Origin of the sequence: Kitasatospora sp. NPDC048298, from assembly GCF_043201465.1 — a bacterium.
Taxonomy (GTDB): domain Bacteria; phylum Actinomycetota; class Actinomycetes; order Streptomycetales; family Streptomycetaceae; genus Kitasatospora.
In genome coordinates this window covers 54,895-79,856 of sequence record NZ_JBICYZ010000007.1, presented here as the reverse complement: position 1 = coordinate 79,856, position 24,962 = coordinate 54,895, and the positions used below count along the sequence as shown (strand labels likewise).

35 protein-coding genes are annotated in these 24,962 nt (G+C 68.3%); 3 read left to right on the top strand and 32 right to left on the bottom strand.

The window, feature by feature from the left end:
* Positions 1 to 19: 19 nt before the first annotated feature.
* The 26 genes from mscL to ACGF0D_RS08380 form a co-directional block, all read right to left on the bottom strand.
* On the bottom strand, positions 20 to 445 hold the full coding sequence (gene mscL / locus ACGF0D_RS08505; protein WP_392867325.1) for a large conductance mechanosensitive channel protein MscL: 426 nt from the start codon (positions 443 to 445) through the stop codon (positions 20 to 22).
* 142 nt (positions 446 to 587) lie between these two features.
* On the bottom strand, positions 588 to 1,427 hold the full coding sequence (map, locus tag ACGF0D_RS08500) for a type I methionyl aminopeptidase (RefSeq protein WP_392867328.1): 840 nt from the start codon (positions 1,425 to 1,427) through the stop codon (positions 588 to 590).
* 115 nt (positions 1,428 to 1,542) lie between these two features.
* Positions 1,543 to 2,196, bottom strand: coding sequence for an adenylate kinase (locus ACGF0D_RS08495; protein ID WP_363380951.1), 654 nt, complete (start codon positions 2,194 to 2,196; stop codon positions 1,543 to 1,545).
* The gene (secY, locus tag ACGF0D_RS08490; protein ID WP_392867331.1) at positions 2,196 to 3,506 is read right to left on the bottom strand and encodes a preprotein translocase subunit SecY; all 1,311 of its coding nucleotides are present in this window, start codon (positions 3,504 to 3,506) and stop codon (positions 2,196 to 2,198) included. Before secY ends, ACGF0D_RS08495 begins: the two co-directional genes overlap by 1 nt.
* Positions 3,507 to 3,816: 310 nt before the next feature.
* Positions 3,817 to 4,269, bottom strand: a complete 453-nt coding sequence (rplO, locus tag ACGF0D_RS08485; protein WP_392867334.1) for a 50S ribosomal protein L15 — start codon at positions 4,267 to 4,269, stop codon at positions 3,817 to 3,819.
* Positions 4,270 to 4,271: 2 nt separating this feature from the next.
* Positions 4,272 to 4,454: a 50S ribosomal protein L30 gene (gene rpmD, locus ACGF0D_RS08480; protein ID WP_030055835.1), complete on the bottom strand. Its 183-nt coding sequence runs from the start codon at positions 4,452 to 4,454 to the stop codon at positions 4,272 to 4,274.
* Positions 4,454 to 5,074, bottom strand: a complete 621-nt coding sequence (gene rpsE / locus ACGF0D_RS08475) for a 30S ribosomal protein S5 (protein WP_392867337.1) — start codon at positions 5,072 to 5,074, stop codon at positions 4,454 to 4,456. The genes rpmD and rpsE overlap by 1 nt, the downstream gene beginning before the upstream one ends.
* A 48-nt stretch (positions 5,075 to 5,122) precedes the next feature.
* Positions 5,123 to 5,506, bottom strand: a complete 384-nt coding sequence (gene rplR, locus ACGF0D_RS08470) for a 50S ribosomal protein L18 (RefSeq protein ID WP_030280785.1) — start codon at positions 5,504 to 5,506, stop codon at positions 5,123 to 5,125.
* A 3-nt stretch (positions 5,507 to 5,509) separates the two neighbouring features.
* Positions 5,510 to 6,049, bottom strand: a complete 540-nt coding sequence (rplF, locus tag ACGF0D_RS08465; protein WP_392867340.1) for a 50S ribosomal protein L6 — start codon at positions 6,047 to 6,049, stop codon at positions 5,510 to 5,512.
* 22 nt (positions 6,050 to 6,071) lie between these two features.
* Positions 6,072 to 6,479: a 30S ribosomal protein S8 gene (gene rpsH, locus ACGF0D_RS08460; protein ID WP_030280781.1), complete on the bottom strand. Its 408-nt coding sequence runs from the start codon at positions 6,477 to 6,479 to the stop codon at positions 6,072 to 6,074.
* A 289-nt stretch (positions 6,480 to 6,768) separates the two neighbouring features.
* On the bottom strand, positions 6,769 to 6,954 hold the full coding sequence (locus ACGF0D_RS08455; RefSeq protein WP_030393303.1) for a type Z 30S ribosomal protein S14: 186 nt from the start codon (positions 6,952 to 6,954) through the stop codon (positions 6,769 to 6,771).
* 4 nt (positions 6,955 to 6,958) lie between these two features.
* Entirely contained in the window at positions 6,959 to 7,528 is a 570-nt protein-coding gene (rplE, locus tag ACGF0D_RS08450) for a 50S ribosomal protein L5 (protein ID WP_363427433.1), read from the bottom strand.
* The gene (gene rplX / locus ACGF0D_RS08445; protein ID WP_030232484.1) at positions 7,528 to 7,839 is read right to left on the bottom strand and encodes a 50S ribosomal protein L24; all 312 of its coding nucleotides are present in this window, start codon (positions 7,837 to 7,839) and stop codon (positions 7,528 to 7,530) included. Before rplX ends, rplE begins: the two co-directional genes overlap by 1 nt.
* Positions 7,840 to 7,854: 15 nt before the next feature.
* Entirely contained in the window at positions 7,855 to 8,226 is a 372-nt protein-coding gene (rplN, locus tag ACGF0D_RS08440; protein ID WP_030393301.1) for a 50S ribosomal protein L14, read from the bottom strand.
* A 103-nt stretch (positions 8,227 to 8,329) separates the two neighbouring features.
* Positions 8,330 to 8,602: a 30S ribosomal protein S17 gene (gene rpsQ, locus ACGF0D_RS08435; RefSeq protein ID WP_030055826.1), complete on the bottom strand. Its 273-nt coding sequence runs from the start codon at positions 8,600 to 8,602 to the stop codon at positions 8,330 to 8,332.
* Positions 8,602 to 8,826, bottom strand: coding sequence for a 50S ribosomal protein L29 (rpmC, locus tag ACGF0D_RS08430; RefSeq protein WP_049649042.1), 225 nt, complete (start codon positions 8,824 to 8,826; stop codon positions 8,602 to 8,604). The genes rpsQ and rpmC overlap by 1 nt, the downstream gene beginning before the upstream one ends.
* Positions 8,826 to 9,245 carry a 50S ribosomal protein L16 gene (gene rplP / locus ACGF0D_RS08425; RefSeq protein ID WP_030055824.1) on the bottom strand — a complete coding sequence of 140 codons (420 nt, stop codon included), beginning with the start codon at positions 9,243 to 9,245 and terminating at the stop codon, positions 8,826 to 8,828. Before rplP ends, rpmC begins: the two co-directional genes overlap by 1 nt.
* A 5-nt stretch (positions 9,246 to 9,250) precedes the next feature.
* The gene (gene rpsC, locus ACGF0D_RS08420) at positions 9,251 to 10,075 is read right to left on the bottom strand and encodes a 30S ribosomal protein S3 (RefSeq protein ID WP_030263494.1); all 825 of its coding nucleotides are present in this window, start codon (positions 10,073 to 10,075) and stop codon (positions 9,251 to 9,253) included.
* A complete protein-coding gene (gene rplV / locus ACGF0D_RS08415; protein WP_033824229.1) occupies positions 10,075 to 10,422 on the bottom strand; it encodes a 50S ribosomal protein L22 in 348 nt (115 codons plus the stop codon). Before rplV ends, rpsC begins: the two co-directional genes overlap by 1 nt.
* A gap of 50 nt (positions 10,423 to 10,472) precedes the next feature.
* Positions 10,473 to 10,754 carry a 30S ribosomal protein S19 gene (gene rpsS, locus ACGF0D_RS08410; protein WP_030055821.1) on the bottom strand — a complete coding sequence of 94 codons (282 nt, stop codon included), beginning with the start codon at positions 10,752 to 10,754 and terminating at the stop codon, positions 10,473 to 10,475.
* Positions 10,755 to 10,765: 11 nt separating this feature from the next.
* Positions 10,766 to 11,602: a 50S ribosomal protein L2 gene (rplB, locus tag ACGF0D_RS08405; protein ID WP_031063050.1), complete on the bottom strand. Its 837-nt coding sequence runs from the start codon at positions 11,600 to 11,602 to the stop codon at positions 10,766 to 10,768.
* A 43-nt stretch (positions 11,603 to 11,645) separates the two neighbouring features.
* Complete coding sequence (gene rplW, locus ACGF0D_RS08400; RefSeq protein ID WP_063348967.1) at positions 11,646 to 11,966, bottom strand: 50S ribosomal protein L23; 321 nt, start codon at positions 11,964 to 11,966, stop codon at positions 11,646 to 11,648.
* Positions 11,966 to 12,643: a 50S ribosomal protein L4 gene (gene rplD, locus ACGF0D_RS08395; protein ID WP_392867347.1), complete on the bottom strand. Its 678-nt coding sequence runs from the start codon at positions 12,641 to 12,643 to the stop codon at positions 11,966 to 11,968. Before rplD ends, rplW begins: the two co-directional genes overlap by 1 nt.
* A 4-nt stretch (positions 12,644 to 12,647) precedes the next feature.
* Positions 12,648 to 13,295 carry a 50S ribosomal protein L3 gene (gene rplC, locus ACGF0D_RS08390; protein WP_030055817.1) on the bottom strand — a complete coding sequence of 216 codons (648 nt, stop codon included), beginning with the start codon at positions 13,293 to 13,295 and terminating at the stop codon, positions 12,648 to 12,650.
* Positions 13,296 to 13,309: 14 nt separating this feature from the next.
* A complete protein-coding gene (gene rpsJ, locus ACGF0D_RS08385) occupies positions 13,310 to 13,618 on the bottom strand; it encodes a 30S ribosomal protein S10 (protein WP_012785157.1) in 309 nt (102 codons plus the stop codon).
* A 389-nt stretch (positions 13,619 to 14,007) separates the two neighbouring features.
* Positions 14,008 to 15,813, bottom strand: coding sequence for a hypothetical protein (locus ACGF0D_RS08380; RefSeq protein WP_392914382.1), 1,806 nt, complete (start codon positions 15,811 to 15,813; stop codon positions 14,008 to 14,010).
* 288 nt (positions 15,814 to 16,101) lie between these two features.
* Between ACGF0D_RS08380 and ACGF0D_RS08375 the strand changes: the two genes are divergently transcribed.
* Positions 16,102 to 17,853, top strand: coding sequence for a hypothetical protein (locus ACGF0D_RS08375; protein WP_392867353.1), 1,752 nt, complete (start codon positions 16,102 to 16,104; stop codon positions 17,851 to 17,853).
* Positions 17,854 to 17,935: 82 nt separating this feature from the next.
* Here the strand turns inward: ACGF0D_RS08375 and ACGF0D_RS08370 are convergent, their stop codons facing one another.
* The 6 genes from ACGF0D_RS08370 to rfbB form a co-directional block, all read right to left on the bottom strand.
* Positions 17,936 to 18,841, bottom strand: coding sequence for a glycosyltransferase family 2 protein (locus tag ACGF0D_RS08370; RefSeq protein ID WP_392914381.1), 906 nt, complete (start codon positions 18,839 to 18,841; stop codon positions 17,936 to 17,938).
* A gap of 4 nt (positions 18,842 to 18,845) precedes the next feature.
* Positions 18,846 to 19,244 carry a DUF2304 domain-containing protein gene (locus tag ACGF0D_RS08365; RefSeq protein ID WP_392914380.1) on the bottom strand — a complete coding sequence of 133 codons (399 nt, stop codon included), beginning with the start codon at positions 19,242 to 19,244 and terminating at the stop codon, positions 18,846 to 18,848.
* Positions 19,241 to 19,930: a glycosyltransferase family 2 protein gene (locus ACGF0D_RS08360; RefSeq protein WP_392867362.1), complete on the bottom strand. Its 690-nt coding sequence runs from the start codon at positions 19,928 to 19,930 to the stop codon at positions 19,241 to 19,243. The genes ACGF0D_RS08365 and ACGF0D_RS08360 overlap by 4 nt, the downstream gene beginning before the upstream one ends.
* A 68-nt stretch (positions 19,931 to 19,998) precedes the next feature.
* A complete protein-coding gene (locus tag ACGF0D_RS08355) occupies positions 19,999 to 21,336 on the bottom strand; it encodes a lipopolysaccharide biosynthesis protein (protein WP_392914379.1) in 1,338 nt (445 codons plus the stop codon).
* Positions 21,333 to 22,268 (bottom strand): dTDP-4-dehydrorhamnose reductase, encoded by a 936-nt coding sequence (rfbD, locus tag ACGF0D_RS08350; RefSeq protein WP_392867367.1) that lies wholly within the window; start codon positions 22,266 to 22,268, stop codon positions 21,333 to 21,335. The genes ACGF0D_RS08355 and rfbD overlap by 4 nt, the downstream gene beginning before the upstream one ends.
* Positions 22,265 to 23,242: a dTDP-glucose 4,6-dehydratase gene (rfbB, locus tag ACGF0D_RS08345; RefSeq protein ID WP_392867370.1), complete on the bottom strand. Its 978-nt coding sequence runs from the start codon at positions 23,240 to 23,242 to the stop codon at positions 22,265 to 22,267. Before rfbB ends, rfbD begins: the two co-directional genes overlap by 4 nt.
* An 81-nt stretch (positions 23,243 to 23,323) precedes the next feature.
* Between rfbB and rfbA the strand changes: the two genes are divergently transcribed.
* Together rfbA and rfbC are read left to right on the top strand one after the other, a co-directional pair.
* Positions 23,324 to 24,199 carry a glucose-1-phosphate thymidylyltransferase RfbA gene (gene rfbA, locus ACGF0D_RS08340; protein WP_392867373.1) on the top strand — a complete coding sequence of 292 codons (876 nt, stop codon included), beginning with the start codon at positions 23,324 to 23,326 and terminating at the stop codon, positions 24,197 to 24,199.
* Positions 24,196 to 24,795, top strand: a complete 600-nt coding sequence (rfbC, locus tag ACGF0D_RS08335) for a dTDP-4-dehydrorhamnose 3,5-epimerase (RefSeq protein WP_392867377.1) — start codon at positions 24,196 to 24,198, stop codon at positions 24,793 to 24,795. Before rfbA ends, rfbC begins: the two co-directional genes overlap by 4 nt.
* Positions 24,796 to 24,962: the final 167 nt, after the last annotated feature.

Here is a 24,962-nt window from a genome sequence, read left to right as displayed (position 1 = left end):
AGCCGTCACACCCGCTCCGTCAGGCCCGGGTGGTGACGGTCAGCGGCTCGACGTGGGCGGTGCAGGCCGAGCAGCGGCGGGCGGCCTCGGGGATCTCGGTCAGGCACTCGGGGCACGGGCGCTTCGGCGTCTTCGGCTTCTTCGGCATGTAGCGCGCGGTCGCCTTGGTGATCGGCAGCACCACGCAGAAGTACAGCACCGCGGCGGTCATGAAGAACGCGATCAGCACGTTGAGGAACTGCCCGTACGGGAAGGTCACTCCGGCGATGTGCGCCTTGTACGAGCTGAAGTCGCCGGCCGCGCCGACCACCACACCCACCAGCGGGGTGAGGAAGGCGGACACGAAGCCGGTCACCACCGCGGTGAACGCGGCACCGATGACCACACCGACCGCCATGTCGACGACGTTGCCGCGCATCATGAAGTCGCGGAATCCCTTGAGCACGTGTTGTCTCCTGCTCGCTCGTAAGCCACTGCTGACCACTACTGACCACTGCCAGCCGATAAAAATAGGACAAAAGCCCTGGAGGTCCAAACCTCCAGGGCTCTGATCCCTTGTCAGCGGCGACAGTTGGGCGCCGCCGTGACTACGCGAGGGGGTCCGGAGCTGCGGTGATGCCCAGCTTGGCCAGTTCCGCCTTGCCGCCGTCGAAGGCGGTCAGCACCAGCGGACCCTGCTCCGTGATGGCCACCGAGTGCTCCCAGTGCGAGGCCCAGGTGCCGTCGTTGGTGACGACCGTCCAGTCGTCCTCCAGCACGGTGGTGTGCGGGGTGCCGAGCGAGACCATCGGCTCGATCGCCAGCACGGTGCCCGGCACCAGCTTCGGGCCCTTGCCGCGGCCGCGCTCGACGTAGTTCAGCACGTGCGGCTCCATGTGCATCGCGGTGCCGATGCCGTGGCCGCCGTAGCCCTCGGTGATGCCCCACTTGCCCTTCGGCGGAAGCGGCTGGCGGCGGATGAAGCCCTCGATGGCCTTGGAGACGTCGACCAGACGGTTGTTCTTCTTCATCTGGGCGATGCCGGCCCACATCGAGCCCTCGGTGACCCGGCTCAGCATCTCGACCTCCGGGCGGACCTCGCCGACCGCCACCGTGATGGCCGAGTCGCCGTGCCAGCCGTCCAGGATGGCGCCGCAGTCGATCGAGATGACGTCGCCCTCCTGGAGCACCCGCTCACCGGGGATGCCGTGCACGACCTCGTTGTTCACCGAGGCGCAGATGACGCCCGGGAACCAGAGCCCGCCGTGGTGGGCGCGGAAGTTCGAGGTGGCGCCGTGGTCGGTGATGACCTTGTCCGCGATGTCGTTGAGCTCCTGGGTGGTCACCCCCGGGACGACCGCCTCGCGGCAGGCCTTCAGGGCCTCGGCGACGACCAGCCCGGCCGCTCGCATCTTCGCGATCTGCTCGGGGGTCTTGATCTCCACCATCTGGTCACGCCTTCCAAGTCCGGATTACCACTGCTACCACCGTACGACGCCGAAACGGCCGGGCCACCCGCTTCACGGGCGACCCGGCCGTACCGTCGTACGTTCGCCGAGAGACTCAGCTGTCCTGCTTCAACGCCTCGATCGAGCGGGCGGTGACCTCGTCCACCTTGCCGAGGGCCGAGATCGTCGCCACCAGGCCCTGCTGGACGTAGTAGTCGATGATCGGCTCGGTCTCCGTGTGGTAGACCTCCAGGCGCGTGCGCACCTTCTCCTCGGTGTCGTCCGAGCGCTGGTACAGCTCGCCGCCGCACTCGTCGCAGACGCCCTCGGCCTTCGGCGGGTTGTAGTCCACGTGGAAGACGTGGCCACCGTCGTTGCGGCACAGGCGACGGCCGGCGATCCGGCGGACGACCTCGTCCTCGGGGACCTCCAGGTCCAGCACACCGTCCAGCTTTATGCCCTGCTCGGCGAGGAACTCGTCCAGCGCCTTGGCCTGCCCCAGGTTGCGGGGGAAGCCGTCGAGCAGGAAGCCGTTGGCTGCGTCCTCCTGGAGCATTCTGTCCTTGGCCATCCCGATGGTGACCTCGTCCGGCACCAGGTGTCCCGCGTCCATGTAGCTCTTGGCCTCGAGCCCCAGCGGGGTGCCCTGGCTGATGTTCGCACGGAACAGGTCGCCGGTGGAGATGTGGGGGATGGACAGGGTCTTGGCGAGCAGGTGCGCCTGAGTACCCTTCCCGGCCCCGGGAGGACCAACGAGGACGATACGCATCAGCGGAGGAACCCTTCGTAATTGCGCTGCTGGAGCTGGCTCTCGATCTGCTTCACAGTTTCGAGTCCGACGCCGACGACGATGAGCACGCTGGTGCCGCCGAACGGGAAGTTGGTCTGCTGTCCGAAGGCGACCAGGGCGATCATCGGGATCAACGCGATCAGGCCCAGGTAGAGCGAACCCGGCCACGTGATTCGGGTCAGCACGTAGTTCAGGTACTCGGCCGTCGGTCGGCCGGCCCGGATACCCGGGATGAACCCACCATACTTCTTCATGTTGTCGGCAACTTCTTCGGGGTTGAAGGAGATGGCGACGTAGAAGAAGGCGAAGAAGACGATCAGCAGGAAGTACGTGGCCATGTAGATCGGGTGGTCACCCTTGACGAAGTTCGTCCGGATCCACGTGGCCCAGCCCGCCTGGCTGTTGGTCAGCTGGACCACGAGGGCGGGGATGTACAGCAGCGACGAGGCGAAGATGACCGGGATGACACCGGCCTGGTTCACCTTGAGCGGGATGTAGGTCGAGGTCCCACCGAACGCCCGGCGGCCGATCATCCGCTTCGCGTACTGGACCGGGATCCGGCGCTGGGCCTGCTCGACGAAGATGACCAGCATCACGACGATGATGCCGACCGCGACCACGGAGAGGAACTCGACCCAGCCGTCGCCGATGGTGCCGGACTGCTTGATCGCCCACATCGAGGACGGGAACTGGGCCGCGATCGAGGTGAAGATCAGCAGCGACATGCCGTTGCCGATGCCGCGGTCGGTGATCAGCTCGCCCAGCCACATGATGACCGTGGTGCCCGCGGTCATGGTGAGGACCATGACGGCGATCCGGAACACGCTGGTGTCCGGGACGATCTGGTTGGCCAGCGGGCAGCCGGAGAACAGCGCGCCGCTGGAGGCCGTCGCCACGATGCCGGTGCCCTGGAGCACCGCGAGGGCGATGGTCAGGTACCGGGTGTACTGGGTGATCTTCGCCTGGCCGGCCTGTCCCTCCTTCTTCAGCATCTCCAGTCGCGGGATCACGACGGTGAGGAGCTGGAGGATGATGCTCGCCGTGATGTACGGCATGATGCCGAGGGCGAAGATCGTCAGCTGGAGGAGCGCGCCACCGCTGAACAGGTTGACGAGTCCGAAGAGGCCACTGTTCTTGGTCTCCTTCACGCACTCGTTCACGGCCGTGAAACTCACGCCCGGAATCGGGATGTGCGAGCCCAGCCGGAACAGCACCATGATGCCCAGCGTGAACAGCAGCTTCTTGCGCAGGTCGGGCGTCTGGAACGCCCGCGCGAACGCACTGAGCACGGTGCCTCCTGCGCCTCCCGCGCGTCGTCGGCGGGAGGGTCGGTCCTGAATGGGGAGTTTTGCGGTACGGGCTCCCGTACAGACGGCACAGGCGAGCCTACGCGCAGCCTACAAGGGAACTCCACGGACTCTAACAGTGCGCGGCCACTCGGAAGAAGCGTGTACCGCCGCTCCCCCACTCACGGGGTACGGGATGCCCGGTTTTGCCACACAAAAGAACGAGCGCCGTCCGGCCGGAAATCCCCGGGAACAGCACGAGCCCCGCACCTCCCGAAGGAGGTGCGGGGCTCGTGGGCGGAATTCAGCGGGCTCAGATGAGCTCGGTGACCGTACCGCCGGCGGCCTTGATCTTCTCGGCGGCCGAACCGGAGACGGCGTCCACCGCAACCTGGAGGGCGACCGAGATCTCGCCGGTGCCGAGCACCTTGACGAGGGAGTTCTTGCGAACCGCGCCCTTGGCGACCAGGTCCTCGACGGTGACCTCGCCACCCTGCGGGTAGAGCTCGGCCAGCTTGTCGAGGTTGACAACCTGGAACGTGATCTTGAACGGGTTCTTGAAGCCCTTCAGCTTCGGCAGGCGCATGTGGAGCGGCATCTGGCCACCCTCGAAGCGCTGCGGAACCTGGTAGCGGGCCTTCGTGCCCTTGGTACCACGACCAGCGGTCTTACCCTTGGAACCCTCACCACGACCCACGCGGATCTTGTCGGTCTTGGCACCCGGGGCGGGACGCAGGTTGTGGATCTTGATCGGGTTGTCGCCCATGATCAGTCCACCTCCTCAACCGTCACCAGGTGACGGACCGTGTGGGCCATCCCGCGGATCTCGGGACGGTCCTCCTTCACCACGACGTCGTGCATGCGCTTGAGACCAAGCGAACGCAGGGTGTCACGGTGATTCTGCTTGCTGCCGATGTACGACTTGGTCTGCGTGATCTTCAGGCGAGCCATCAGGCGCTCACCCCAGCAGCACGCGCCCGCAGCAGAGCCGCGGGGGCCACGTCCTCCAGCGGCAGGCCACGACGGGCGGCGATCTCCTCGGGGCGCACGAGGCCCTTCAGAGCGGCCACGGTGGCGTGCACGATGTTGATCGCGTTGTCCGAGCCGAGCGACTTCGACAGGATGTCGTGGATGCCGGCGCACTCCAGGACGGCGCGCACCGGACCACCGGCGATAACACCGGTACCGGGGGCGGCGGGCTTCAGGAGCACGACGCCGGCGGCCTTCTCACCCTGGATCGGGTGGGGGATGGTGCCCTGGATACGGGGGACCTTGAAGAAGCTCTTCTTGGCCTCCTCAACACCCTTGGCGATGGCGGCCGGAACCTCCTTCGCCTTCCCGTAACCGACACCCACGGTGCCATCGCCATCGCCCACCACGACGAGCGCGGTGAAGGAGAAGCGACGGCCACCCTTGACAACCTTGGCGACACGGTTGATCGCGACAACGCGCTCGACGTAAGCGGTCTTCTCGACGGCGGGGGCGTTGCCCCGGTCGTCACGCTTACGGTCGCGCCGCTCGCCACCGGTGCCGCCACCGGCGCCGCTACCGCGGCGCTGGGGTCCAGCCATTGGATTTACCTCTCTCGTTTACGTCCGTCGACAGAGTCGACGAGCGGCTTAGAAGTCGAGCCCGGCCTCGCGAGCCGCGTCCGCCAGGGCGGCGATGCGGCCGGCGTACCGGTTGCCCGCGCGGTCGAAGACGACCGACTCGATGCCGGCAGCCTTGGCGCGCTCGGCGACCAGGCTCCCGACCTTCTTGGCCAGCTCGGTCTTGTCGCCCTCGGCGCCCTTGATGGACACGTCGAGGGTGGACGCCGACGCCAGGGTGTGACCCTTGGCGTCGTCGATGACCTGGGCGACCATGTGACGGTTCGAGCGCGTCACGACGAGGCGCGGACGCACCTCGGTGCCGACGACGCGCTTGCGAACACGGATCGCGCGGCGCTTGCGAGCGGCGCTCTTGTAGGCGTTGCCCTTGCCGATCTTGACAGAGACACTCATCGCTTACTTACCACTCTTTCCGACCTTGCGGCGGATGACCTCGCCCGCGTACTTGACACCCTTGGCCTTGTACGGGTCGGGCTTGCGCAGCTTGCGGATGTTCGCGGCGACCTCGCCGACCTTCTGCTTGTCGATGCCGTCCACGTGGAACTTGGTGGGCGACTCGACGACGAAGGAGATGCCCTCCGGCGCGGTGATCAGAATCGGGTGGCTGTAACCGAGCGCGAACTCCATGTCGGAGCCCTTCGCGGTCACACGGTAACCAACACCGCTGATCTCCAGCGACTTGCGGTAGCCCGCGGTCACGCCGGTGATCATGTTCGCCACCAGCGTGCGGGTCAGGCCGTGCAGGGCCTTCGAGCGACGCTCGTCGTTCGGACGAGAGACGAGCACAGTGCCGTCCTCGGCCTTGCCGATCCCGATCGGCTCGGCGACGACGTGGGTGAGCGAGCCCTTCGGGCCCTTCACCGAGACCGCCTGGCCATCGATGGTGACGTCCACGCCAGCGGGGACCTGGATGGGCAGCCGTCCAATGCGCGACATTGCTGTACCTCCGTTTCCCGAATTACCAGACGTAGGCGAGAACTTCTCCGCCTACGCCCTTCTTGGCGGCCTGCTTGTCGGTCAGGAGACCCGAAGACGTGGAGATGATCGCCACGCCCAGGCCACCGAGGACCTTCGGCAGGTTGGTGGACTTTGCGTAAACGCGCAGACCCGGCTTGCTGATGCGCTTGATGCCGGCGATGGAGCGCTCACGGTTGGGGCCGAACTTGAGCTCGATGGTCAGCTTCTTGCCGACCTCGCCCTCAGCGGGCTCCTCAACCTTGTAGGAGGAGATGTACCCCTCCTGCTGCAGGATCTGGGCGACGTGCGCCTTGATCTTGCTGGCCGGCATCGCCACGGAGTCGTGGTACGCCGAGTTCGCGTTACGCAGACGCGTGAGCATGTCTGCGATGGGGTCGGTCATGGTCATGATGGCCTCAGGCCTCTCTCGCCGCGGTTTCTCCGCGCCAGGTCCCCCTTCCGCACTCTTTCGAGTGCGGCAGAGGCACAAGCGCAGGGGACCTGCGACGTCGTAAGACTGGGTGCGAGCCCTCCCGTAAGAGGGCCACGGACGTCCATGGGGAAGCCGTGGCAGGGGGCCCGACCCCACTACCTTACGGGAATCCGTACGGCAGCCCAAAAATGGGCGGTGTGGGATCGGGCACCTCTGCTTCGCTGGCGGTGCCTAAAGCTCTGGCCGTCTTCCGAAAGGAAGAGGACTACCAGGAGCTCTTGGTCACGCCCGGCAGCTCGCCGCGGTGCGCCATCTCACGAAGGCAGACACGGCAGAGGCCGAACTTACGGTACACCGAGTGCGGACGGCCGCAGCGCTGGCACCGGGTGTAGGCCCGGACGCCGAACTTCGGCTTCCGCTCGGCCTTCGCGATGAGGGACTTCTTCGCCATTGGCTCACGCCTCCTTGAACGGGAAGCCCAGAGCGCGCAGGAGCGCCCGGCCCTCGTCGTCGGTCTGAGCGGTGGTCACGACGGTGATGTCCATACCGCGCTGACGGTCGACCTTGTCCTGGTCGATCTCGTGGAACATGACCTGCTCGGTCAGACCGAAGGTGTAGTTGCCACGGCCGTCGAACTGCTTCGGGGAGAGGCCACGGAAGTCACGGATACGCGGCAGGGCCAGCGACACCAGACGGTCCAGGAACTCCCACATGCGGTCACCGCGGAGGGTGACGTGGGTGCCGATCGGCTGGCCCTCGCGCAGCTTGAACTGCGCGATGGACTTGCGAGCCTTGGTCACGGCCGGCTTCTGACCGGTGATCGCGGTCAGGTCGCGGATCGCGCCCTCGATCAGCTTGCTGTCACGGGCAGCCTCGCCGACGCCCATGTTGACCACGACCTTGACCAGGCCGGGGATCAGCATGACGTTCTCGTACGAGAACTCCTCCTGCAGCTGACCCTTGATCTCGGAGTTGTAACGCTCCTTGAGACGGGGGGTCACCTTCTCAACAGTCGTCTCAGACATCAGATGTCCTCACCGGTTCGCTTGGCAACGCGGATCTTGTTGCCCTCGTCATCGAAGCGGTAGCCAACGCGGGTGACGACCTTCTTGCCGTCCTTCTCCACGACCAGCTGGACGTTGGAGACGTGCACCGGGGCCTCGACGGTGACAATGCCACCCTGAGTGCCCGGGCCCGGCTTGGTGTGCTTCTTGACCCGGTTCACACCCTCGACCAGGACCTTGTTCTCAGCCGGCATGGCCTGGATGACCTTGCCCTGCTTGCCCTTGTCCTTGCCGGTGATGACCTGAACCAGGTCACCCTTCTTGATCTTCATGCTGTTCGCCATGAGTTAGAGCACCTCCGGCGCAAGCGAGATGATCTTCATGAACTTCTTGTCACGCAGCTCGCGGCCCACCGGGCCGAAGATGCGGGTGCCACGGGGGTCACCATCGGTGTTCTTCAGAACAACCGCGGCGTTCTCGTCGAAGCGGATGTACGAGCCATCCGGACGACGACGCGACTTCACGGTACGGACGACGACGCACTTGACGACGTCACCCTTCTTCACCGAACCGCCGGGGATCGCGTCCTTGACGGTCGCGACGATGACGTCCCCGATACCGGCGTAGCGGCGACCGGAGCCACCGAGAACGCGGATGCAAAGGATTTCCTTCGCGCCCGTGTTGTCGGCGACACGCAGTCGCGACTCCTGCTGGATCACAGCTTTCTCCTGATCGTCAACGAGAGCTGACCGGCCGGCCGCTGCTCACACCAGCGCCCCCGGAGGGGCCTGGTGCACATACGGCCGTACCGCATCAACTTCGTTACTTGGCCTTCTCGAGGATCTCGACGACGCGCCAGCGCTTCGTCGCGGACAGCGGGCGGGTCTCCGCGAGGAGCACCCGGTCGCCGATGCCGCAGGCGTTCGCCTCGTCGTGCGCCTTCAGCTTGTTCGTACGGCGGATGACCTTGCCGTACAGAGCGTGCTTGACGCGGTCCTCGACGGCGACGACGACGGTCTTGTCCATCTTGTCGCTGACGACGAGACCCTCACGGGTCTTGCGGAAACCGCGCGTCTCGTTGGTGTTCTCAGTCATCAGGCGCTCTCCACCGTCTCGATGCCCAGCTCGCGCTCGCGCATCAGGGTGTAGATCCGCGCGATGTCCTTACGGACGAGCTTGAGCCGTCCGTGGTTGTCGAGCTGCCCGGTCGCCGCCTGGAAGCGGAGGTTGAACAGCTCCTCCTTGGCCTCGCGGAGCTTGGCAACGAGACCCTCGTTGTCCAGCTCGCGGAGGTCAGCAGCCTTGGTGCCGGCCGACATCAGCTCTCACCTGCCTCGCGCCGGATGATCCGGCACTTCATCGGGAGCTTGTGAGCAGCGCGGGTCAGCGCCTCACGAGCCACCTTCTCGTTGGGGTACGACAGCTCGAACATGACCCGACCCGGGTGCACGTTCGCGATCCACCACTCGGGCGAACCCTTACCGGAACCCATGCGGGTCTCGGCCGGCTTCTTGGTGAGCGGACGGTCCGGGTAGATGTTGATCCAGACCTTGCCGCCACGCTTGATGTGACGGGTGACGGCGATACGAGCGGACTCGATCTGCCGGTTCGTCACGTAGGCCGGGGTGACGGCCTGGATGCCGTACTCGCCGAACGCGAGCTCGGTGCCACCCTTGGCAGCGCCGCGGCGCTTGGGGTGGTGCTGCTTGCGGTGCTTGACCCTACGGGGGATCAGCATTGGGGTCAGGCCTCCGTTCCGGTGTTCTCGGCAGCCGGCGCCTCGGCGGCCGGGGCCGCGGGGGCCTCGGCAGCGGCGGGACGACGGCCACGGCCACCGCGCTCGCCACCACGGCGCTCGCCACCGCGGGCGGGACGACCACCCTCGGGACGGGCCGGGCGGTTGCCCGAGCGGGCAGCGGCGTTCTCAGCGCGGACCTCGGCGATGTTCTTGACGTCGCCCTTGTAGATCCAGACCTTCACGCCGATGCGGCCGAAGGTGGTCTTGGCCTCGAAGAAGCCGTAGTCGACGTTCGCGCGCAGGGTGTGCAGCGGCACGCGACCCTCGCGGTAGAACTCCGAACGGCTCATCTCGGCGCCGCCGAGACGACCGGAGCACTGGACCTTGATGCCCTTGGCGCCGGACTTCATGGTGCCCTGCATCGACTTGCGCATGGCACGACGGAAGGAGACGCGGGAGGACAGCTGCTCCGCGACGCCCTGAGCCACGAGCTGGGCGTCCAGCTCGGGGTTCTTGACCTCGAGGATGTTCAGCTGGACCTGCTTGCCGGTCAGCTTCTCGAGGTCGCCGCGGATGCGGTCGGCCTCGGTGCCACGGCGACCGATGACGATGCCGGGGCGGGCGGTGTGGATGTCGACGCGGACGCGGTCGCGGGTGCGCTCGATCTCGACCTTGGAGATGCCGGCGCGCTCCATGCCCTTCGTCATCATGCGACGAATGGCAACGTCTTCCTTGACGTAGTCCTTGTACAGCTTGTCGGCGTACCAGCGGGACTTGAAGTCCGTGCTGATGCCGAGGCGGAACCCGTGCGGGTTAACCTTCTGGCCCATTACCGGGTCCCTTCCTTGCTGCTGACGACCACGGTGATGTGGCTGGTCCGCTTGCGGATCCGGTAGGCACGACCCTGGGCACGCGGACGGAACCGCTTCAGGGTCGGGCCCTCGTCAACGTACGCCTCGCTGATGACGAGGTCGTCCACGTTGTTGTGGTTGTAGTTGTGCACGGCGTTGGCAATGGCGCTGTCGAGCACCTTGCCGACCGGCACGGTGGCGGCCTGCGGAGCGAAACGCAGGACCGCCTGGGCCTCCGTGGCGTTCAGGCCACGGATGAGGTCCACCACGCGGCGGGCCTTCATGGGCGTGACGCGGATGTACCGCGCCTGGGCCCTGGCTTCCATGGTTGTCCCCTTGCTGGTGTAAGTCATTGAGTCGGTAATCTCGCTGGCGACTAGCGACGCTTCGACTTGCGGTCGTCCTTGACGTGACCGCGGAACGTGCGCGTCGGCGCGAACTCGCCGAGCTTGTGGCCGACCATCGACTCGGTGACGAACACCGGGACGTGCTTGCGGCCATCGTGAACCGCGATCGTGTGGCCGAGCATGGCCGGGAAGATCACGGAACGACGGGACCAGGTCTTGATGACGTTCTGGGTACCCGCCTCGTTCTGAGCGTCCACCTTCTTGAGAAGGTGGCCGTCGATGAAGGGGCCCTTCTTGAGACTGCGCGGCATCTGACCTGCTCCTAGCGCTTCTTGTTGGTCTTGCGGCGGCGCACGATGAGAGCGTCCGACGCCTTCTTCGGGCGACGGGTACGACCCTCCTTCTGGCCCCACGGCGAGACCGGGTGGCGACCACCGGAGGTCTTACCCTCACCACCACCGTGCGGGTGGTCGATCGGGTTCATGGCCACACCACGCACGGTCGGGCGAACGCCCTTCCAGCGCATACGGCCGGCCTTGCCCCAGTTGATGTTCGACTGCTCGGCGTTGCCGACCTCGCCGACGGTCGCGCGGCAGCGCGCGTCGACCAGGCGGATCTCACCGGAGGGCATGCGCAGGTGCGCCATCTTGCCCTCACGCGCCAGCAGCTGAATGCCGGAACCGGCGGAGCGGGCCATCTTGGCACCGCCACCGGGACGCAGCTCCACCGCGTGGATGGTCGTACCGACCGGGATGTTGCGAAGCGGCAGGTTGTTGCCCGGCTTGATGTCGGCGCCAGGGCCGTTCTCAATCCGGTCACCCTGCGTGATGCCACGCGGCGCGATGATGTAGCGCTTCTCGCCGTCCGCGTAGTGCAGGAGCGCGATGCGCGCGGTGCGGTTCGGGTCGTACTCGATGTGCGCGACCTTGGCCGGCACGCCGTCCTTGTCGTGACGACGGAAGTCGATCACGCGGTAGGCGCGCTTGTGACCGCCACCCTGGTGGCGAACGGTGATCCGACCGGCGTTGTTACGGCCGCCCTTGCTGTGCAGGGGGCGAACCAGCGACTTCTCCGGGGTGGACCGCGTGATCTCTACGAAGTCGGCCACGCTGGAGCCACGACGGCCCGGCGTAGTCGGCTTGTACTTGCGGATGCCCATTTGGCTCTCTCGTCCTCGTCCTTATCGACGATCACGACCTCCGTTAGGAGACCGGACCACCGAAGATGTCGATGCGGTTGCCCTCAGCCAGCGTCACGATGGCGCGCTTGGTGTCCTTGCGCTTGCCAAAGCCCGTCTTGGAGCGCTTGCGCTTGCCCTGACGGTTGAGCGTGTTGACGGACTCGACCTTGACCGAGAAGACCGCCTCGACGGCCTGCTTGATCTGGGTCTTGTTGGCACCGGGCGACACGACGAACGTGTACTTGTTCTCGTCGAGGAGCGAGTAGCTCTTCTCGGAGATGACCGGCTTCACCAGGACGTCACGGGGGTCCGTGAACGTCTTGCTCGTGATCTCTGCAGCCATCAGGCGGCGCTCCCTTCGAGCTCGCCCTCAGCAGCCACGGCCTTGGCAGACGCGGCGGGACCCGCCACGAAACGCTCGAAGGCGGCCTGGGTGAAGACCACATCGTCGGAGACGAGCACGTCGTAGGTGTTCAGCTGGCCAGCGTCCAGGATGTGCACGTGCGGCAGGTTGCGGGCGCTCTTGAGACCCAGCTCGTCGGCACGCTCGACGACGAGGAGGATGTTCTTGCGCTCGGTGATCTTGCCGAACAGACCCTTGGCGGCCTTGGTCGACGGCGCCTCGGCCGCGACCACGTCGGTGACGACGTGGATGCGGTTGTGGCGGGCCCGGTCGGTGAGCGCACCGCGCAGGGCGGCGGCGATCATCTTCTTCGGGGTCCGCTGCGAGTAGTCGCGCGGCACGGGACCGTGCACGACGCCACCGCCGGCGAACTGCGGCGCACGGGTCGAGCCCTGACGGGCGCGGCCGGTGCCCTTCTGGCGGTACGGCTTCCTGCCGCCACCGCGGACCTCGGCACGAGTCTTGGTCTTGTGGGTGCCCTGACGGGCCGCAGCGAGCTGCGCCACGACGACCTGGTGCATCAGCGGAACGCTGACCTTCGCGTCGAAGATCTCGGCCGGCAGCTCGAGGCTGCCGGTCTTGTCGCCCGAGGGCGACAGGATGTCAATGGTGCTCATATCCTCACAGCCCCTTCGCCGCGGTGCGGACGAGGACGAGGCCGCCGTTCGGGCCCGGGATTGCGCCCTTGATCAGGAGCAGCCCCTTCTCCGCGTCAACGGCATGGATGGTCAGGTTCTGGGTGGTCACGCGCTCGTGGCCCATCCGGCCGGCCATCCGTACGCCCTTGAACACACGACCCGGGGTGGCACAGCCACCGATCGAGCCGGGCGAGCGGTGCTTGCGCTGCACACCGTGACCGGCGCCGAGGCCCCGGAAGTTGTGGCGCTTCATGACACCGGCGAAGCCCTTGCCCTTGGAGGTGCCGGTCACGTCGACCTTGACACCCGCCTCGAACAGCTCGGCGGTGATCTCCTGGCCCAGGGTGTACTCGGACGCGTCCGAGGTACGCAGCTCGACCAGGTGACGGCGCGGGGTGACACCGGCCTTGGCGAAGTGGCCCGCGAGGGGCTTGTTCACCTTGCGGGGGTCGATCTCGCCGAAGCCGATCTGGACGGCGTCGTAGCCGGCCGGGCTGTCGGCGGTGTGGACCTGGGTCACGACATTCGGCCCAGCCTTGACGACGGTCACCGGGACGACCCGGTTGTTCTCGTCCCAGACCTGGGTCATGCCGAGCTTCTCGCCCAGGATGCCCTTAATCTGCTTAGCCATCTTCGGTGCGCCTCTCAGAGCTTGATCTCGATGTCGACGCCCGCCGGCAGGTCGAGACGCATGAGCGAGTCAACCGTCTTCGGCGTGGGGTCGAGGATGTCGATCAGACGCTTGTGAGTACGCATCTCGAAGTGCTCGCGCGAGTCCTTGTACTTGTGCGGCGAGCGGATGACGCAGTACACGTTCTTCTCAGTGGGCAGCGGCACCGGGCCCGCGACCTGCGCACCAGTACGAATCACCGTCTCGACGATCTTCTTCGCCGAGGAGTCGATGACCTCGTGGTCGTAGGCCTTGAGCCGGATGCGGATCTTCTGTCCCGCCATGGCTACTCAGTAGTCCTTTGTCCTTAGTCACTGCACGACCCCCTCCGACCCCCGCGCTCGGGCGTGTCGCACTCGCGCTTGCAAAAAACCGGCGAAGTACTTCGTCGGTTTCGAACTTTCGGGGTGGGGGTGCCGGATCGAGGCCCCGCTCACGCTTCCCGGAAGATTCCCGTACTTTCGCCCCGCAGCTGCCGTGGCGTAGAACTCACGCTTGACGGCCATCACGGGAACGACGAGTACATGGGACTCGCTTCCGGTCCTCCCGGCGGGAGGCGCGCAGCATCGGCACTCAACCGAGCAACTTGGACATACTGCCACATGGAGCAGCCCGGATGCCAATCGGGGCCGGTGAGGCGCTCCTCACCGGCCCCGACGGGGTGACGCCCGGGTCAGTCCCTGCGCCAGAGCACCCAGCCCTTGTCCTTGTTGAACTTCGCGATGTGCCAGCCGGGCCTCGCGTCCGGCCAGCTGGCCTGGGGCAGGGCGCCCTTGGCCCAGCCGGCCAGGTACGCGGTGGCCTCCTGCGGCGGGTTGGAACCGTCCTTCAGGTCGTCCGACCAGACCCGGCCCCAGTAGACCTCGTAGGCCATCGACATCCGGGCGTCCCAGTCGAGGTCCATGTCCAGGACGACGTTGTCGTCCTTGCGCAGGCCCGCCTCCTTGGCCATTCCGACCGCCTGGTACTTGCGCTCCTTGGCGTGCGGTTGGGCGACGTTACCGGTGACGGCGACCGTCGCATAGGCGGCGAACAGCGTCACGCACCCCACCACGGCGGCGACCACCCGGCGCCCGCCGGCCACCCGCAGCAGCAGGCACGCGGCCAGCACCGCCAGCGCCCCGAAGGTCGTCCGGATCATGTGCAGGCCGTCCCAGGTGGAGGCCAGGAACATCGCGTCCGGCACCGTCCACGGACTGACCCAGAGCTTGAGCGCGGAGCCCGCGTACGCGCCGACCGACAGCTGGATGACCCCGATCAGCACGGTGCCTGCCAGCGCCGACCACAGCAGCGCCCGGACCCCGGCCCGCCACAGCGCGGCCAGGCCGACCACCAGGAACAGCGGCACCAGCACCGCGCAGTACCGGGCGTACACCCAGTTGTCGGTCCGGTCGTTGTCCGCCAGGCCGGCCGCGGACGCCAGCGCGGTGCCGAACAGCAGCGCCACCATGGTGAAGGCCACCACCCGCTCGGCCACCGTGTACCGGCGCCGGAACACCACCGCCACGCACAGCACCAGGGCGATCGCCCCGAAGCCGTACGTGGAGGTCATGAAGTACCACAGCTGTCCGAACGTGCGGGCGATGATCGTGCCGATGTACTTGCTGTCCCCGAGGTTCTCGAAGACCTTGTTGCCGACGTCGCTCGGCGGCACGTCCTTGAACCGGCTCCTGACGAAGCCGGCCAGCAGCTGCGCGCCCAGGTACGACACCCCGAGCGCGCCGACGCCGGCCAGCGAGGCGAGTCTCGGCGCCCAGCCGAAGGCCAGCACCACGACCAGGACCAGCGCGGTCAGCGCCACGACCACGCCGCCGCGGTCGTGGGTGGCCAGCGAGTAGCCGGCCGCCAGGCCCATCCCCACCGCGTACAGCGCGCGGCGGCCCGTCGTACCGGGCGAGAGCCAGCCGTGCATCGCGAGCAGCCAGGCCAGCAGGAGCACCGGGAGCACGGTGTCCGACATGGCGAACTGGGAGTAGAAGACCACCGGCGGCACCAGCGCCACGGCGGTGCCCACCAGGTAGGAGTGCGGCCGGGACAGGCCCAGCCGGCGCGCCGCCACCACGGCCAGCGGGAACACCAGCGCGTTGAGCACCGCGTTGATGCCCATGACCAGGTGGTACGCCATGGCCGGGCTGTCGGCGATCCGCAGCGCCGGCGATATCAGCAGCGGGTACCCGCCGGGGATCACCACCCCGACCGGCAGCTCGGTGGCCGACCGGCCGGCCAGCACCCGCGCGATCACCAGGTAGGAGTCCTCGTCGGCGTGCACCGACGGGAAGTAGTTGTGGATCGACAGCACCAGGCGGAACACCACCTGCCCGCCGTACCCGAGCAGCAGGGCCACCGGCCAGAACCAGCGGTGGGCGGCGAGCGCCCGCAGCCGGGCCGGCACGACCGGGGTGTCGGGCGCGTTCGTGCCGCCGTCCTCACCCCGGTCCGGACCGTCGGACGTGTGGGCAGAGTCGATCAGCGGCTGCACCGGGACACTTCCCTACTTGTATGAGTTTGACGATCTCGTCGTGACCGGCTCCGGGCGGCGCGCCTCGATTCCCGCCACCACTCGTCGAAGCGCATCGGCAGTGTGCCACGCGGCGATCTGCCGGAGCCAACGCGCTCCGCCCTCGTGGACGACAACGTCCTACTGGGGCAGGGTGGTTCGGCCCCTGATGATCCCGTGCCCGGGGTGCTGGCAGAATCGCGGTGTCCGGCACCGAAACCACACACCGCCTCCGTACCGAATCGCTGCGGAAGGCAGAAGGACCGAACAGTGACGACGAGCGTGCAGCCCGCCTCCACCCCGGGCATGCAACAGGGCATACCGTCCAGCCGAACAAGACGGGCAGCCCTGCGCCGCCCCGCAGTCCTCTGGGCCGCGGAGATCCTGACCGCGGTCACGGCGGCCCTGCTCATGACGGGCCTGGCGACGTCCGTCCAGCTCAACCCCATGTCGCGGATCGGCCAGGTCAGCGGCCTCGCCGCGCTGCAGCTCCGGCTCCTGCTGCTGCTCGGTGTCATCGTCGTGGTCCTGGTGCCGGCGATGCGCCGCTGGGCGGACGTCCCGGTCCGGTTCGCCGCCGCCGCGGTCGCGGGCCTGTCCTCCGGCGTCCTGGCGGCCGGCGTCTCGCTCGCGCTGCGCGGCACCGACTGGCCGCTGTACGCCCAGTCGGGTGACTCCGGCAACCTCCAGGCCTGGGTCAGCGCCCTGATGGACGGCAAGCCCCTCGACGGCGCCTACCCGCCGATGTTCCCGCACATCGTCGCCTTCGTCGCCGAGCACCTCACCCACGGCGAGATCGGCCACGCGCTCAAGCTCGTCGACCTGGTGTTCGTCGCGCTGCTGGGCCCGCTCGCCTACCTGTCCTGGCGGCTGCTGCTGCCCCCGCTCTGGGCGCTCGGGATCGGCGTCACCGCCGCGCTGCCGATGGCGCAGCCGTACAAGCCGTACACCACCTTCGTGCTCGTCGCCTTCGTCCCCGTGCTGGCGAAGCTGATGCAGCTCCTGCAGCGCGCCCCGGAACTCCCGCGCCGCACCGTCGCCGTCCGCGGCGCCGTGCTCGGCCTCGGCATCGCGCTGCTGTTCAACCTCTACTCCGGCTGGTTCGTGTGGTCCGCCGTCGGAGTGGTGGTGCTCACCGTGGCGCTGCTGCTGCGTGCCCGTCGCACCGGCGGGACCCCCGGCCTGCTCAACGCCCTGACCGCGATCGGTGCCGCGTCCGGGGTCTTCCTGGCCGCCTCCTCCCTCTACCTGGTCCGGCTGCTCGGGTCCGCCGGAAGCACGGTCGACCGCTACTGCTACTTCGACACCTACACCGAGCCGACCTACTTCGCGATGTGGCGCGACGACCTTCCCGGCACCGACGGCCAGAGCACCTGGCCGCTGCCCGGCGAGCTCGGCGGGGTCGGTCTCTTCACGATCCTGCTGCTGGTCGGCCTGGGCGTGGCGCTGGCCCTCGGGATCGGCCGGGCCGCCGTCCTGACCGCCGCCGCCTGCTCGGCGAGCGCCCTGCTGATGCGCTACTGGTACGCCTCCCACATGGAGCGCGACCAGGCCGTCATGCTCTACCCGCGCACCAGCGCGCAGCTGCTCTACTGCCTGCTGGTCCTGGTCGGCCTGGCGTGCTACCTGATCGCCCGCCGCCGTCGGAGCGCCGTTTCGGCCGCCGCCGAGACGGCCGAGGAGACCGGCCGCCGGCTCCCGCTGGGCCTCAACCCGCGCGCCGTGGCCATCGGCGCCATCTGCGCGCTGGGCCTGCTCTTCGGCATGGCGGGCTCCGCCACCGCCAGCAAGTACATGCCCGACCCGCACGAGGGCACCGGCATGCTGGCCTGGATCTCGCAGACCACCGCCGACACCAAGGGGCACTGCTCCCCCTACGCGCCCAAGTGCAACGAGGCCCCGGGGCTCCTGAACCCGTCGGACCCGAAGGTCGACCTCGGGAAGCTGATCTGCCCGAAGGTCAACCCGTACCCGCGCAAGGGTGAACTGCTCCCCGGATTCTCCGCGGACCTGCCCGAGTGACCCTCACCCGACCCTGATACGGCACTGGGCCGGTAGTCCGATCGGACTACCGGCCCAGTGCCGTATCAGGACTCGCGTGGCGTCAGTGCCGCTCTCCGCCGGTCAGCGCGTGGCGGACCAGCACCTTGGCGCCGGCCCGCTGGCCGCGCTTCAGCGCGCCCGGCAGCATGGTCAGCGCGTGCAGCCGGGAGGCGCTGCGGAACCGGGCCGCACGGGCGGCCTTCGGCCAGCCGCGGGCGTCCATCCGCTCGGCCACCGCGTTGAAGTACCGCTCCGCCTCGGTGAACCGGGTGCCGGAGAAGGCCTGCACCGAGGACTCGCTGACGGCGTGCCGGCGGTACTGGAAGACGACGGTGGTGTTGTCCACCATCATCTGCTCGCCCCGCTCCAGCAGGTCGACGACCAGGGCCAGGTCCTGGATCACCGAGTACTCGTCACGGAAGTTGACCGCGCGCAGCGCCTCGCCCCGCCAGCAGATCGACGGGAAGTAGAGCCAGTTGCCGCGCAGCACGCTCGCGGCCAGCTCCTCGCCGCCCATCAGCCGCCGGCCCTTGACGGTCGGCGCGTAGATCTTGTCCTTGACGTTGTCCGCCAGGCCGGAACGGCTGACCTCGCCGTTGCCGTCGATGACCTCGACGCCCGGCTGGACCATGCCCAGGTCCGGGTTGGCCTTGAGGACCGAGCGGACGGTCTCCAGGTAGTGCGGGTGCAACAGGTCGTCGCAGCCCATGATGACCACGTGGTCGGCCGTGGACAGCTCCACGCACTTCTGGAAGTTCTTGGTGATGCCCAGGTTCTGCTCGTTGCGCAGGTACGTCACCCGGTCGTCGCCGAGCGAGGCGAACCAGCCCGGGACGTCCGGCTCCTTGCCGTCGTCGATGACGGTCAGCCGGAAGTCCCGGTCGGTCTGCGCGAGGATGCTCCGCACCGCGGCCTGCATCAGCGCCACGTCGCCGTAGTACGGCAGCATGAACTCGAAGGTCGCCACGGGCTCAGGCCTTGCTGCGGTCGACCGGCGCCGAGACCGGCAGGTCCAGGTCGAAGCGCTCCTCGTTCAGGCGGGCGCCCTCGTTGATCGCCACGGTGCGCGCCAGGTCGGTGAGCTTCTTCTCCAGCGAGCGGAAGCGCAGGAAGGTGTTCAGGGTCAGGAAGCCCATCCCCAGCACCATCACGTACAGCACCAGGTCGGTGCCGCGGCCGACGCCGAGCTGGTGGGCCAGCCAGGTCACGTCGGTGGGACGCAGCACCGCGTAGATGTTCACCAGCACGAAGACCGAGAACGCGATGCGCTTCCAGGCGCGGGTGTTGGCACGGTCCCAACGCCGGATGAACATGAAGGCGAGAGAGACCGAGCCGAGAATGAGAACCAGCTGGATCCAGAAGAATTTCATCGGCGGCTACGCTCCCGCAGCGAGATGTCGAAGATGATGTTGACGCCGTTGATCAGGGACTGACCCTTGGCGCGTGAGTAGTCGGTGTACAGGATGTCCACCGGGAGTTCGGCGACCCGGAGGTCCGAGCCGGCGAGGTAGCTGACGATCTCCGACGCGTGCGCCATGCCGTTCATGGTGATCCGCAGCCGACCGGCGGCCTCGCGGTTGAGCACGCGCAGGCCGTTGTGGGCGTCGGTCAGCTTGAGCTTGCGAGCGGTCGGGCTGACGGTCGCCGCGGTCCGCAGGACGACCCGCTTGATCCACGGCACCTGCCCGTTCTGCTCGATGAAGCGCGAGCCGAGGACGACGTCCACGTCGCCCTCCCGCAGCAGGGCGACCATCTTCTCGACGTCGGCGGTCTGGTGCTGGCCGTCGGCGTCGAAGGTGGCGAAGTACTTGGCACCGGGCTGGGCCAGGGCGTAGGCGAGGCCGGTCTGGAGGGCGGCACCCTGGCCGAGGTTGACCGGGTGGCGCACCAGGTGCGCGCCCGTCTCCATGATGTGCTTGGCCGAGTCGTCGCCGCTGCCGTCATCGACCACCACGATGTTCGGGAACGTCTTTCGCGCCCCCTCCACAACGTCGGCGATCACCTGGCCCTCGTTGTAGGCCGGGATCACCAGCCAAACATCGTCGTACTGGGACACGGAGGCTCCATCAATGGGGTCTGGCCCGCGCTGCTGCGCGGCGATCTGAAGATGAGGGGCGGACACGGTCACTCACCGGCCGTCCGGCTGCTCAACACCGCGGCGTTCGAGTCCCCCGGCTGCTGGACGAGGCCTGCGGAATTCGTCGCCGAACGGGCGAAACTCTGCCTCAGGACCGCCAGCATACCGAGGACCGTGGCCACGGAACCCGCGGTGTACGCGAGGATCACGCGGGTGGACACGTCGCCGGGCAGGAAGGTCACCCCGGCGAGGACCACGGTGCCGACCGCCCAGCAGAGCAGCTGAAGGTTGTGACGCTTGAATACCATCAGCGCCTGGCCGAGCACCATCGCGAACATGTACGCCACGGTTCCGGCGGACAACCAGAAGAAGTCGAGGCAGCCGAGCACCGGCTTGGCGCCGAACAGCACCTGGATCAGCCACGGGCCGAGGGCGACCGCCGGGATCCCGCCGAGCAGGCCGAGCGCGCCCACCACGGCGCCGATCTTCTTGAGCATCCCGGTGAACGCGGCCCGGTCCCCGACCGCGATCGCGGCGGAGAGGCCGTTCAGCAGCGAGGCCTGGAGCGAACCGAAGACGAACAGCGGCACCCGGGCCAGCACCAGCGCGTTGAGCAGGGCGGCGATCAGCGCGGAGTCGGACGGCGCGAGCAGCTTGGTGCTCACCACGGCCGCGTTCACCACGACCTGCGAAAGCAGCGTCGAGCAGATCAACAGGCCGAGGCCGGAGCAGAGTTCGGACCAGCCGATCTGCTCGCCGGGCTTCACCGCGCGCAGCAGCGGCGGCAGCGTGACGATCGCGGCCAGGATCGGCGCGACGGCCAGGATCAGGCTGAACGCGAGCGCCGAGTGCACCCCGGCCACGCCGCAGGCGAAGGCCAGGCCGATCCGCAGGCCGCCGTCCAGGCCGAGCTGGGTGCCGTACGCGCCGAAGCGGCCGAGGCCGGCCAGCACGCCGCGGGTGAGGTAGCAGACGGCCATGCCGGTGAAGGCGCCGCCGAGGGCCAGCACCAGCGAGCGGTCCCCGTGGAACATCGCCCGGGCGATCGGGCCGGAGGCGGCGCCGAGGACGGCCAGGGTCGCCGCGAGGATCCCGCCGGTGAGCAGGGTCGCCCGGCGCAGTACCGGCGCGGCACCGTGGCCGAGCGCCGCCCGCGCCGCGACGATCCGGGTGAGCTCCTGCTCGATCGGGAAGAAGACGCCGATGCCCACCGACATCACGATCGTCCACAGCAGCGAGACGTTCGCCATGTCGTCGACGGACAGGCTGTGGCCCGCCACCCCGAGGTGGATGTAGGAGGCGGCGCCCAATACGACGGTGCCGCCGGCCACCGCCAGGGTTCCCGGCGGTAGCGCGGCAGCCACCTTCGTCAGTGCGTTCTTCACTGAGGTCTGTCGCTCTCCGTGGTCCGGGCCGTGGCGGCCAGTTCGGCGAAGACGGGCCGGGCCAGGGCCTCGGCCAGCATGGCCCGCCACTCGGGCAGCGGAGCCAGCCCGGCGGCGGCCCAGCGGTCGTGCGCCAGGACGCTGAAGGCCGGACGGGCGGCCGGGCGGACGAAGGCCTCCGACGTGGTCGGGCGGATCCGCTCCGGGTCCAGCCCGCTCAGCGCGTAGCTCTCGCGGGCCAGCCCGCACCAGGTGGTGCGGCCGCTCGCGGTGCCGTGGTAGATCCCGGCCGGGGCCTGCCCGGCGAGCGCGGCCCGGCCGAGCTCGACCAGGCGGCCGGCCAGCGCGTACGACCAGGTCGGCTGGCCGTGCTGGTCGTCCACCACGTCCAGGGTGTCCCGCTGGGCGGCGAGCTTGAGCATGGTGGCCACGAAGTTCGGGCCGTGCTCGCCGTACAGCCAGGCGGTGCGCACCACGTAGCCGTGCTCGGGGAGCAGTTCGGCGACCGCCTGCTCCCCCACCAGCTTGCTGCGGCCGTACGCGTTCACCGGCGCGGTCGGGGCGTCCTCCGGGCAGGGCTCGGTGGCGTCACCCGGAAGGACGTAGTCGGTGGAGACGTGCAGCAGCCGCGCGCCGGCCTTGGCGCACGCCGCGGCGAGGAGGCGCACGCCGGTGCCGTTGACGGCGGTGGCGGCGTCCTCCTCCGTCTCCGCGGCGTCGACGTTCGTCCAGGCGGCGCAGTTGACCACGATGTCGTGGCCCTCGACGGCGGCCTGGACGGCCGCCGCGTCGGTGATGTCGAGGTCCGCCCGGCGCAGCGCGGTGACCTCGGCGGCCCCGTCGGCGCCCAGCACCGACAGCAGGTCCTGCCCGAGCATCCCGGCCGCGCCGGTGACCAGCCAGCGCACGGGCGCGGCGGCGTTCGCGGTCACTTGGCCAGGGCCGCCTTCTGCTTCAGCGGCTCCCACCAGGCGCGGTTCTCGCGGTACCAGGCGATGGTCGCGGCGAGGCCGTCCTCGAAGCGGACCTGCGGCTCGTAGCCGAGCTCCTCGCGGATCTTGCTGATGTCGATGGAGTAGCGGAGGTCGTGGCCCTTGCGGTCCTCGACGTGCTCGACCATGTCCCAGCCGGCGCCCGCGGCCTCGAGCAGCAGGCCGGTCAGCTCCTTGTTGGTGGCCTCGGTGCCGCCGCCGATGTTGTAGACCTCACCGGCCCGGCCGCCGCGCATGACCAGCTCGATGCCCCGGCAGTGGTCCGAGACGTGCAGCCAGTCGCGGACGTTGCCACCGTCGCCGTACAGCGGCACCTTCTTGCCGTCGATCAGGTTGGTGGTGAACAGCGGGATGACCTTCTCCGGGAACTGGTAGTGCCCGTAGTTGTTGGAGCAGCGGGTCACCACGACGTCCATGCCGTGGGTGCGGTGGTAGGCCAGCGCCAGCAGGTCGGAGGAGGCCTTCGAGGCGGAGTACGGGGAGTTCGGCTCCAGCGGCCAGGTCTCGGTCCAGGAGCCCTCGTTGATCGAGCCGTACACCTCGTCGGTGGAGATGTGCACGAAGCGGCCGACGCCGTGCTTGCGGGCCGCGTCGAGCAGCACCTGGGTGCCCACGACGTTGGTCAGCACGAACGGGCCCGCACCGGCGATCGAGCGGTCCACGTGGGACTCGGCGGCGAAGTGCACCACCACGTCGTGACCCGGCATGACCTGGTCGACGGCGTCCACATCGCAGATGTCGCCCTGGACGAAGGTGTAGCCCTGGTGCCCGGCCACCGGGGCCAGGTTCTCCAGGACACCCGAGTAGGTGAGCTTGTCAAAGACCGTGATCCGGGCATTCTCGTCAGCCCCGAGGAGCTGACGGACGAACTCCGAACCGATGAATCCGGCGCCGCCGGTCACGAGGATGCGCATAATGCGCGTAGTCTACCGCCGCCCGAACACCCTCCCGACCCGGCCCCTCCCGCGTTCACCGATCTCGAATAAGGTGCACCCATGCGTGGAATCCTCCTGGCCGGCGGCACCGGCTCGCGGCTGTGGCCGCTGACCCGTGCGGTGTCGAAGCAGCTCCTCCCGGTCTTCGACAAGCCGATGATCTACTACCCCCTCTCGACCCTCGTGATGGCCGGGATAAGCGAAATCCTGATCATCACCACCCCGAACGACCGGGACCAGTTCGAACGGCTGCTGGGCGACGGTTCCCAGTTCGGCCTGAAGCTCCAGTACGCCGTCCAGGAGAAGCCCGAGGGCATCGCCCAGGCCTTCGTGCTCGGCGCGGACTTCATCGGTGACGAGCCGGTGGCCCTGATCCTCGGCGACAACATCTTCCACGGCAGCGGCCTGGGCACCCGGCTCACCGAGCACTCGGACATCAAGGGCGGCCGGGTCTTCGCCTACCCGGTGGCCGACCCGACCGCGTACGGCGTGGTCGAGTTCGACGAGAGCGGCCAGGTCCTCTCCATCGAGGAGAAGCCGACCGAGCCCAAGTCCCGTTACGCCGTTCCGGGCCTGTACTTCTACGACAACCGGGTGGTCGAGATCGCCCGCAACCTGCAGCCGAGCGCCCGCGGCGAGCTGGAGATCACCGCCGTCAACGACGCCTACCTGCAGACCGGCGACCTGCACGTGACGATCCTCGACCGCGGCACCGCCTGGCTGGACACCGGCACGTTCGTGTCGATGGTCCAGGCCTCGGAGTTCGTCCGGGTCATCGAGGAGCGCCAGGGCTTCAAGATCGGCTGCATCGAGGAGGCCGTCTGGCGGGCCGGCCTGATCGACGACGCCCAGCTGCGCGAGCTCGCCGAGCCGCTGCTGAAGAGCGGCTACGGCCAGTACCTGCTGGGCCTGCTCGAAGAGGCGGCCGCCAAGTGAAGTTCCGCGAGCTCTCCATCGAGGGCGCCTTCGAGATCACCCCGCAGGTGCACGGCGACGCCCGCGGCCACTTCACCGAGTGGTACCGCTTCGACCGGCTCGCCGAGGTCGTCGGCCACCCGCTGAACCTGGCCCAGGCCAACCTGTCGCTCTCCGCCAAGGACGTCGTCCGCGGCATCCACTTCGCCGACGTCCCGCCCGGCCAGGCCAAGTACGTGGCCTGCACCCGCGGCGCGGTGCTGGACGTCATCGTCGACCTGCGGGTCGGCTCGCCGAACTTCGGCAAGTGGGAGTTCGTCCGGCTGGACGACACCGAGCGCAAGGCCGTCTACATCCCCGAGGGCCTCGGCCACGGCTTCTGCGCCCTCACCGACGACGCCACGCTGACCTACCTCTGCTCGGCGACGTACAACCCGACCGGCGAGCACGGCGTGCACCCGCTGGACCCGGACCTCGGCATCGAGTGGCCGACCGACGCCCCGCAGCTCTCCGCCCGCGACGCGGTGGCGCCCTCCCTCTCGGAGGCCCTCGCCACCGGCCTGCTGCCGGACTACCAGGCCTGCAAGGCCTACACGGACTCGCTGAAGCAGCAGTAGCGGAGCCCGACCGGCCGAGGGGACGAGCGCAGGTGCACCCGTCCCCTCAGCCGTTCCCCCTGCCCCCCTCACAGGCCCATTCCCAGGCCGCTCCCCAGCCGGCCGGATCGGACGGACCATGACCCACCCCGCGGGACCCTCACACGGCATACGTGGGGGCGTCGACA

Excerpts from the sequence above, each read along its gene's own strand:
- rfbB (WP_392867370.1), bottom strand. The coding sequence starts at position 23,242 with ATGCGCATCCTCGTGACCGGCGGCGCCGGATTCATCGGTTCGGAGTTC.
- rplX (WP_030232484.1), bottom strand. The coding sequence starts at position 7,839 with ATGAAGATCAAGAAGGGTGACCTGGTTCAGGTCATCACCGGCAAGGAC.
- rpsC (WP_030263494.1), bottom strand. The coding sequence starts at position 10,075 with ATGGGCCAGAAGGTTAACCCGCACGGGTTCCGCCTCGGCATCAGCACG.
- rplF (WP_392867340.1), bottom strand. The coding sequence starts at position 6,049 with ATGTCGCGCATTGGACGGCTGCCCATCCAGGTCCCCGCTGGCGTGGAC.
- rplP (WP_030055824.1), bottom strand. The coding sequence starts at position 9,245 with ATGCTGATCCCCCGTAGGGTCAAGCACCGCAAGCAGCACCACCCCAAG.
- rpsE (WP_392867337.1), bottom strand. The coding sequence starts at position 5,074 with ATGGCTGGACCCCAGCGCCGCGGTAGCGGCGCCGGTGGCGGCACCGGT.
- rplB (WP_031063050.1), bottom strand. The coding sequence starts at position 11,602 with ATGGGCATCCGCAAGTACAAGCCGACTACGCCGGGCCGTCGTGGCTCC.
- map (WP_392867328.1), bottom strand. The coding sequence starts at position 1,427 with ATGGTGGAGATCAAGACCCCCGAGCAGATCGCGAAGATGCGAGCGGCC.
- rplC (WP_030055817.1), bottom strand. The coding sequence starts at position 13,295 with ATGGCTAAGCAGATTAAGGGCATCCTGGGCGAGAAGCTCGGCATGACC.
- rplO (WP_392867334.1), bottom strand. The coding sequence starts at position 4,269 with ATGGGCGACAACCCGATCAAGATCCACAACCTGCGTCCCGCCCCGGGT.
- rpsH (WP_030280781.1), bottom strand. The coding sequence starts at position 6,479 with ATGACCATGACCGACCCCATCGCAGACATGCTCACGCGTCTGCGTAAC.
- rpmD (WP_030055835.1), bottom strand. The coding sequence starts at position 4,454 with ATGGCTCGCCTGAAGATCACGCAGACCAAGTCGTACATCGGCAGCAAG.
- rpmC (WP_049649042.1), bottom strand. The coding sequence starts at position 8,826 with ATGTCGGCCGGCACCAAGGCTGCTGACCTCCGCGAGCTGGACAACGAG.
- ACGF0D_RS08495 (WP_363380951.1), bottom strand. The coding sequence starts at position 2,196 with ATGCGTATCGTCCTCGTTGGTCCTCCCGGGGCCGGGAAGGGTACTCAG.
- ACGF0D_RS08365 (WP_392914380.1), bottom strand. The coding sequence starts at position 19,244 with ATGAAATTCTTCTGGATCCAGCTGGTTCTCATTCTCGGCTCGGTCTCT.
- rpsQ (WP_030055826.1), bottom strand. The coding sequence starts at position 8,602 with ATGACTGAGAACACCAACGAGACGCGCGGTTTCCGCAAGACCCGTGAG.
- rpsS (WP_030055821.1), bottom strand. The coding sequence starts at position 10,754 with ATGCCGCGCAGTCTCAAGAAGGGCCCCTTCATCGACGGCCACCTTCTC.
- rpsJ (WP_012785157.1), bottom strand. The coding sequence starts at position 13,618 with ATGGCGGGACAGAAGATCCGCATCCGGCTCAAGGCCTACGACCACGAG.
- ACGF0D_RS08455 (WP_030393303.1), bottom strand. The coding sequence starts at position 6,954 with ATGGCGAAGAAGTCCCTCATCGCGAAGGCCGAGCGGAAGCCGAAGTTC.
- rfbA (WP_392867373.1), top strand. The coding sequence starts at position 23,324 with ATGCGTGGAATCCTCCTGGCCGGCGGCACCGGCTCGCGGCTGTGGCCG.
- rplR (WP_030280785.1), bottom strand. The coding sequence starts at position 5,506 with ATGAGTGTCTCTGTCAAGATCGGCAAGGGCAACGCCTACAAGAGCGCC.
- rplV (WP_033824229.1), bottom strand. The coding sequence starts at position 10,422 with ATGGAAGCCAGGGCCCAGGCGCGGTACATCCGCGTCACGCCCATGAAG.
- rplW (WP_063348967.1), bottom strand. The coding sequence starts at position 11,966 with ATGGCTGCAGAGATCACGAGCAAGACGTTCACGGACCCCCGTGACGTC.
- rplE (WP_363427433.1), bottom strand. The coding sequence starts at position 7,528 with ATGTCTGAGACGACTGTTGAGAAGGTGACCCCCCGTCTCAAGGAGCGT.
- rplD (WP_392867347.1), bottom strand. The coding sequence starts at position 12,643 with ATGAGCACCATTGACATCCTGTCGCCCTCGGGCGACAAGACCGGCAGC.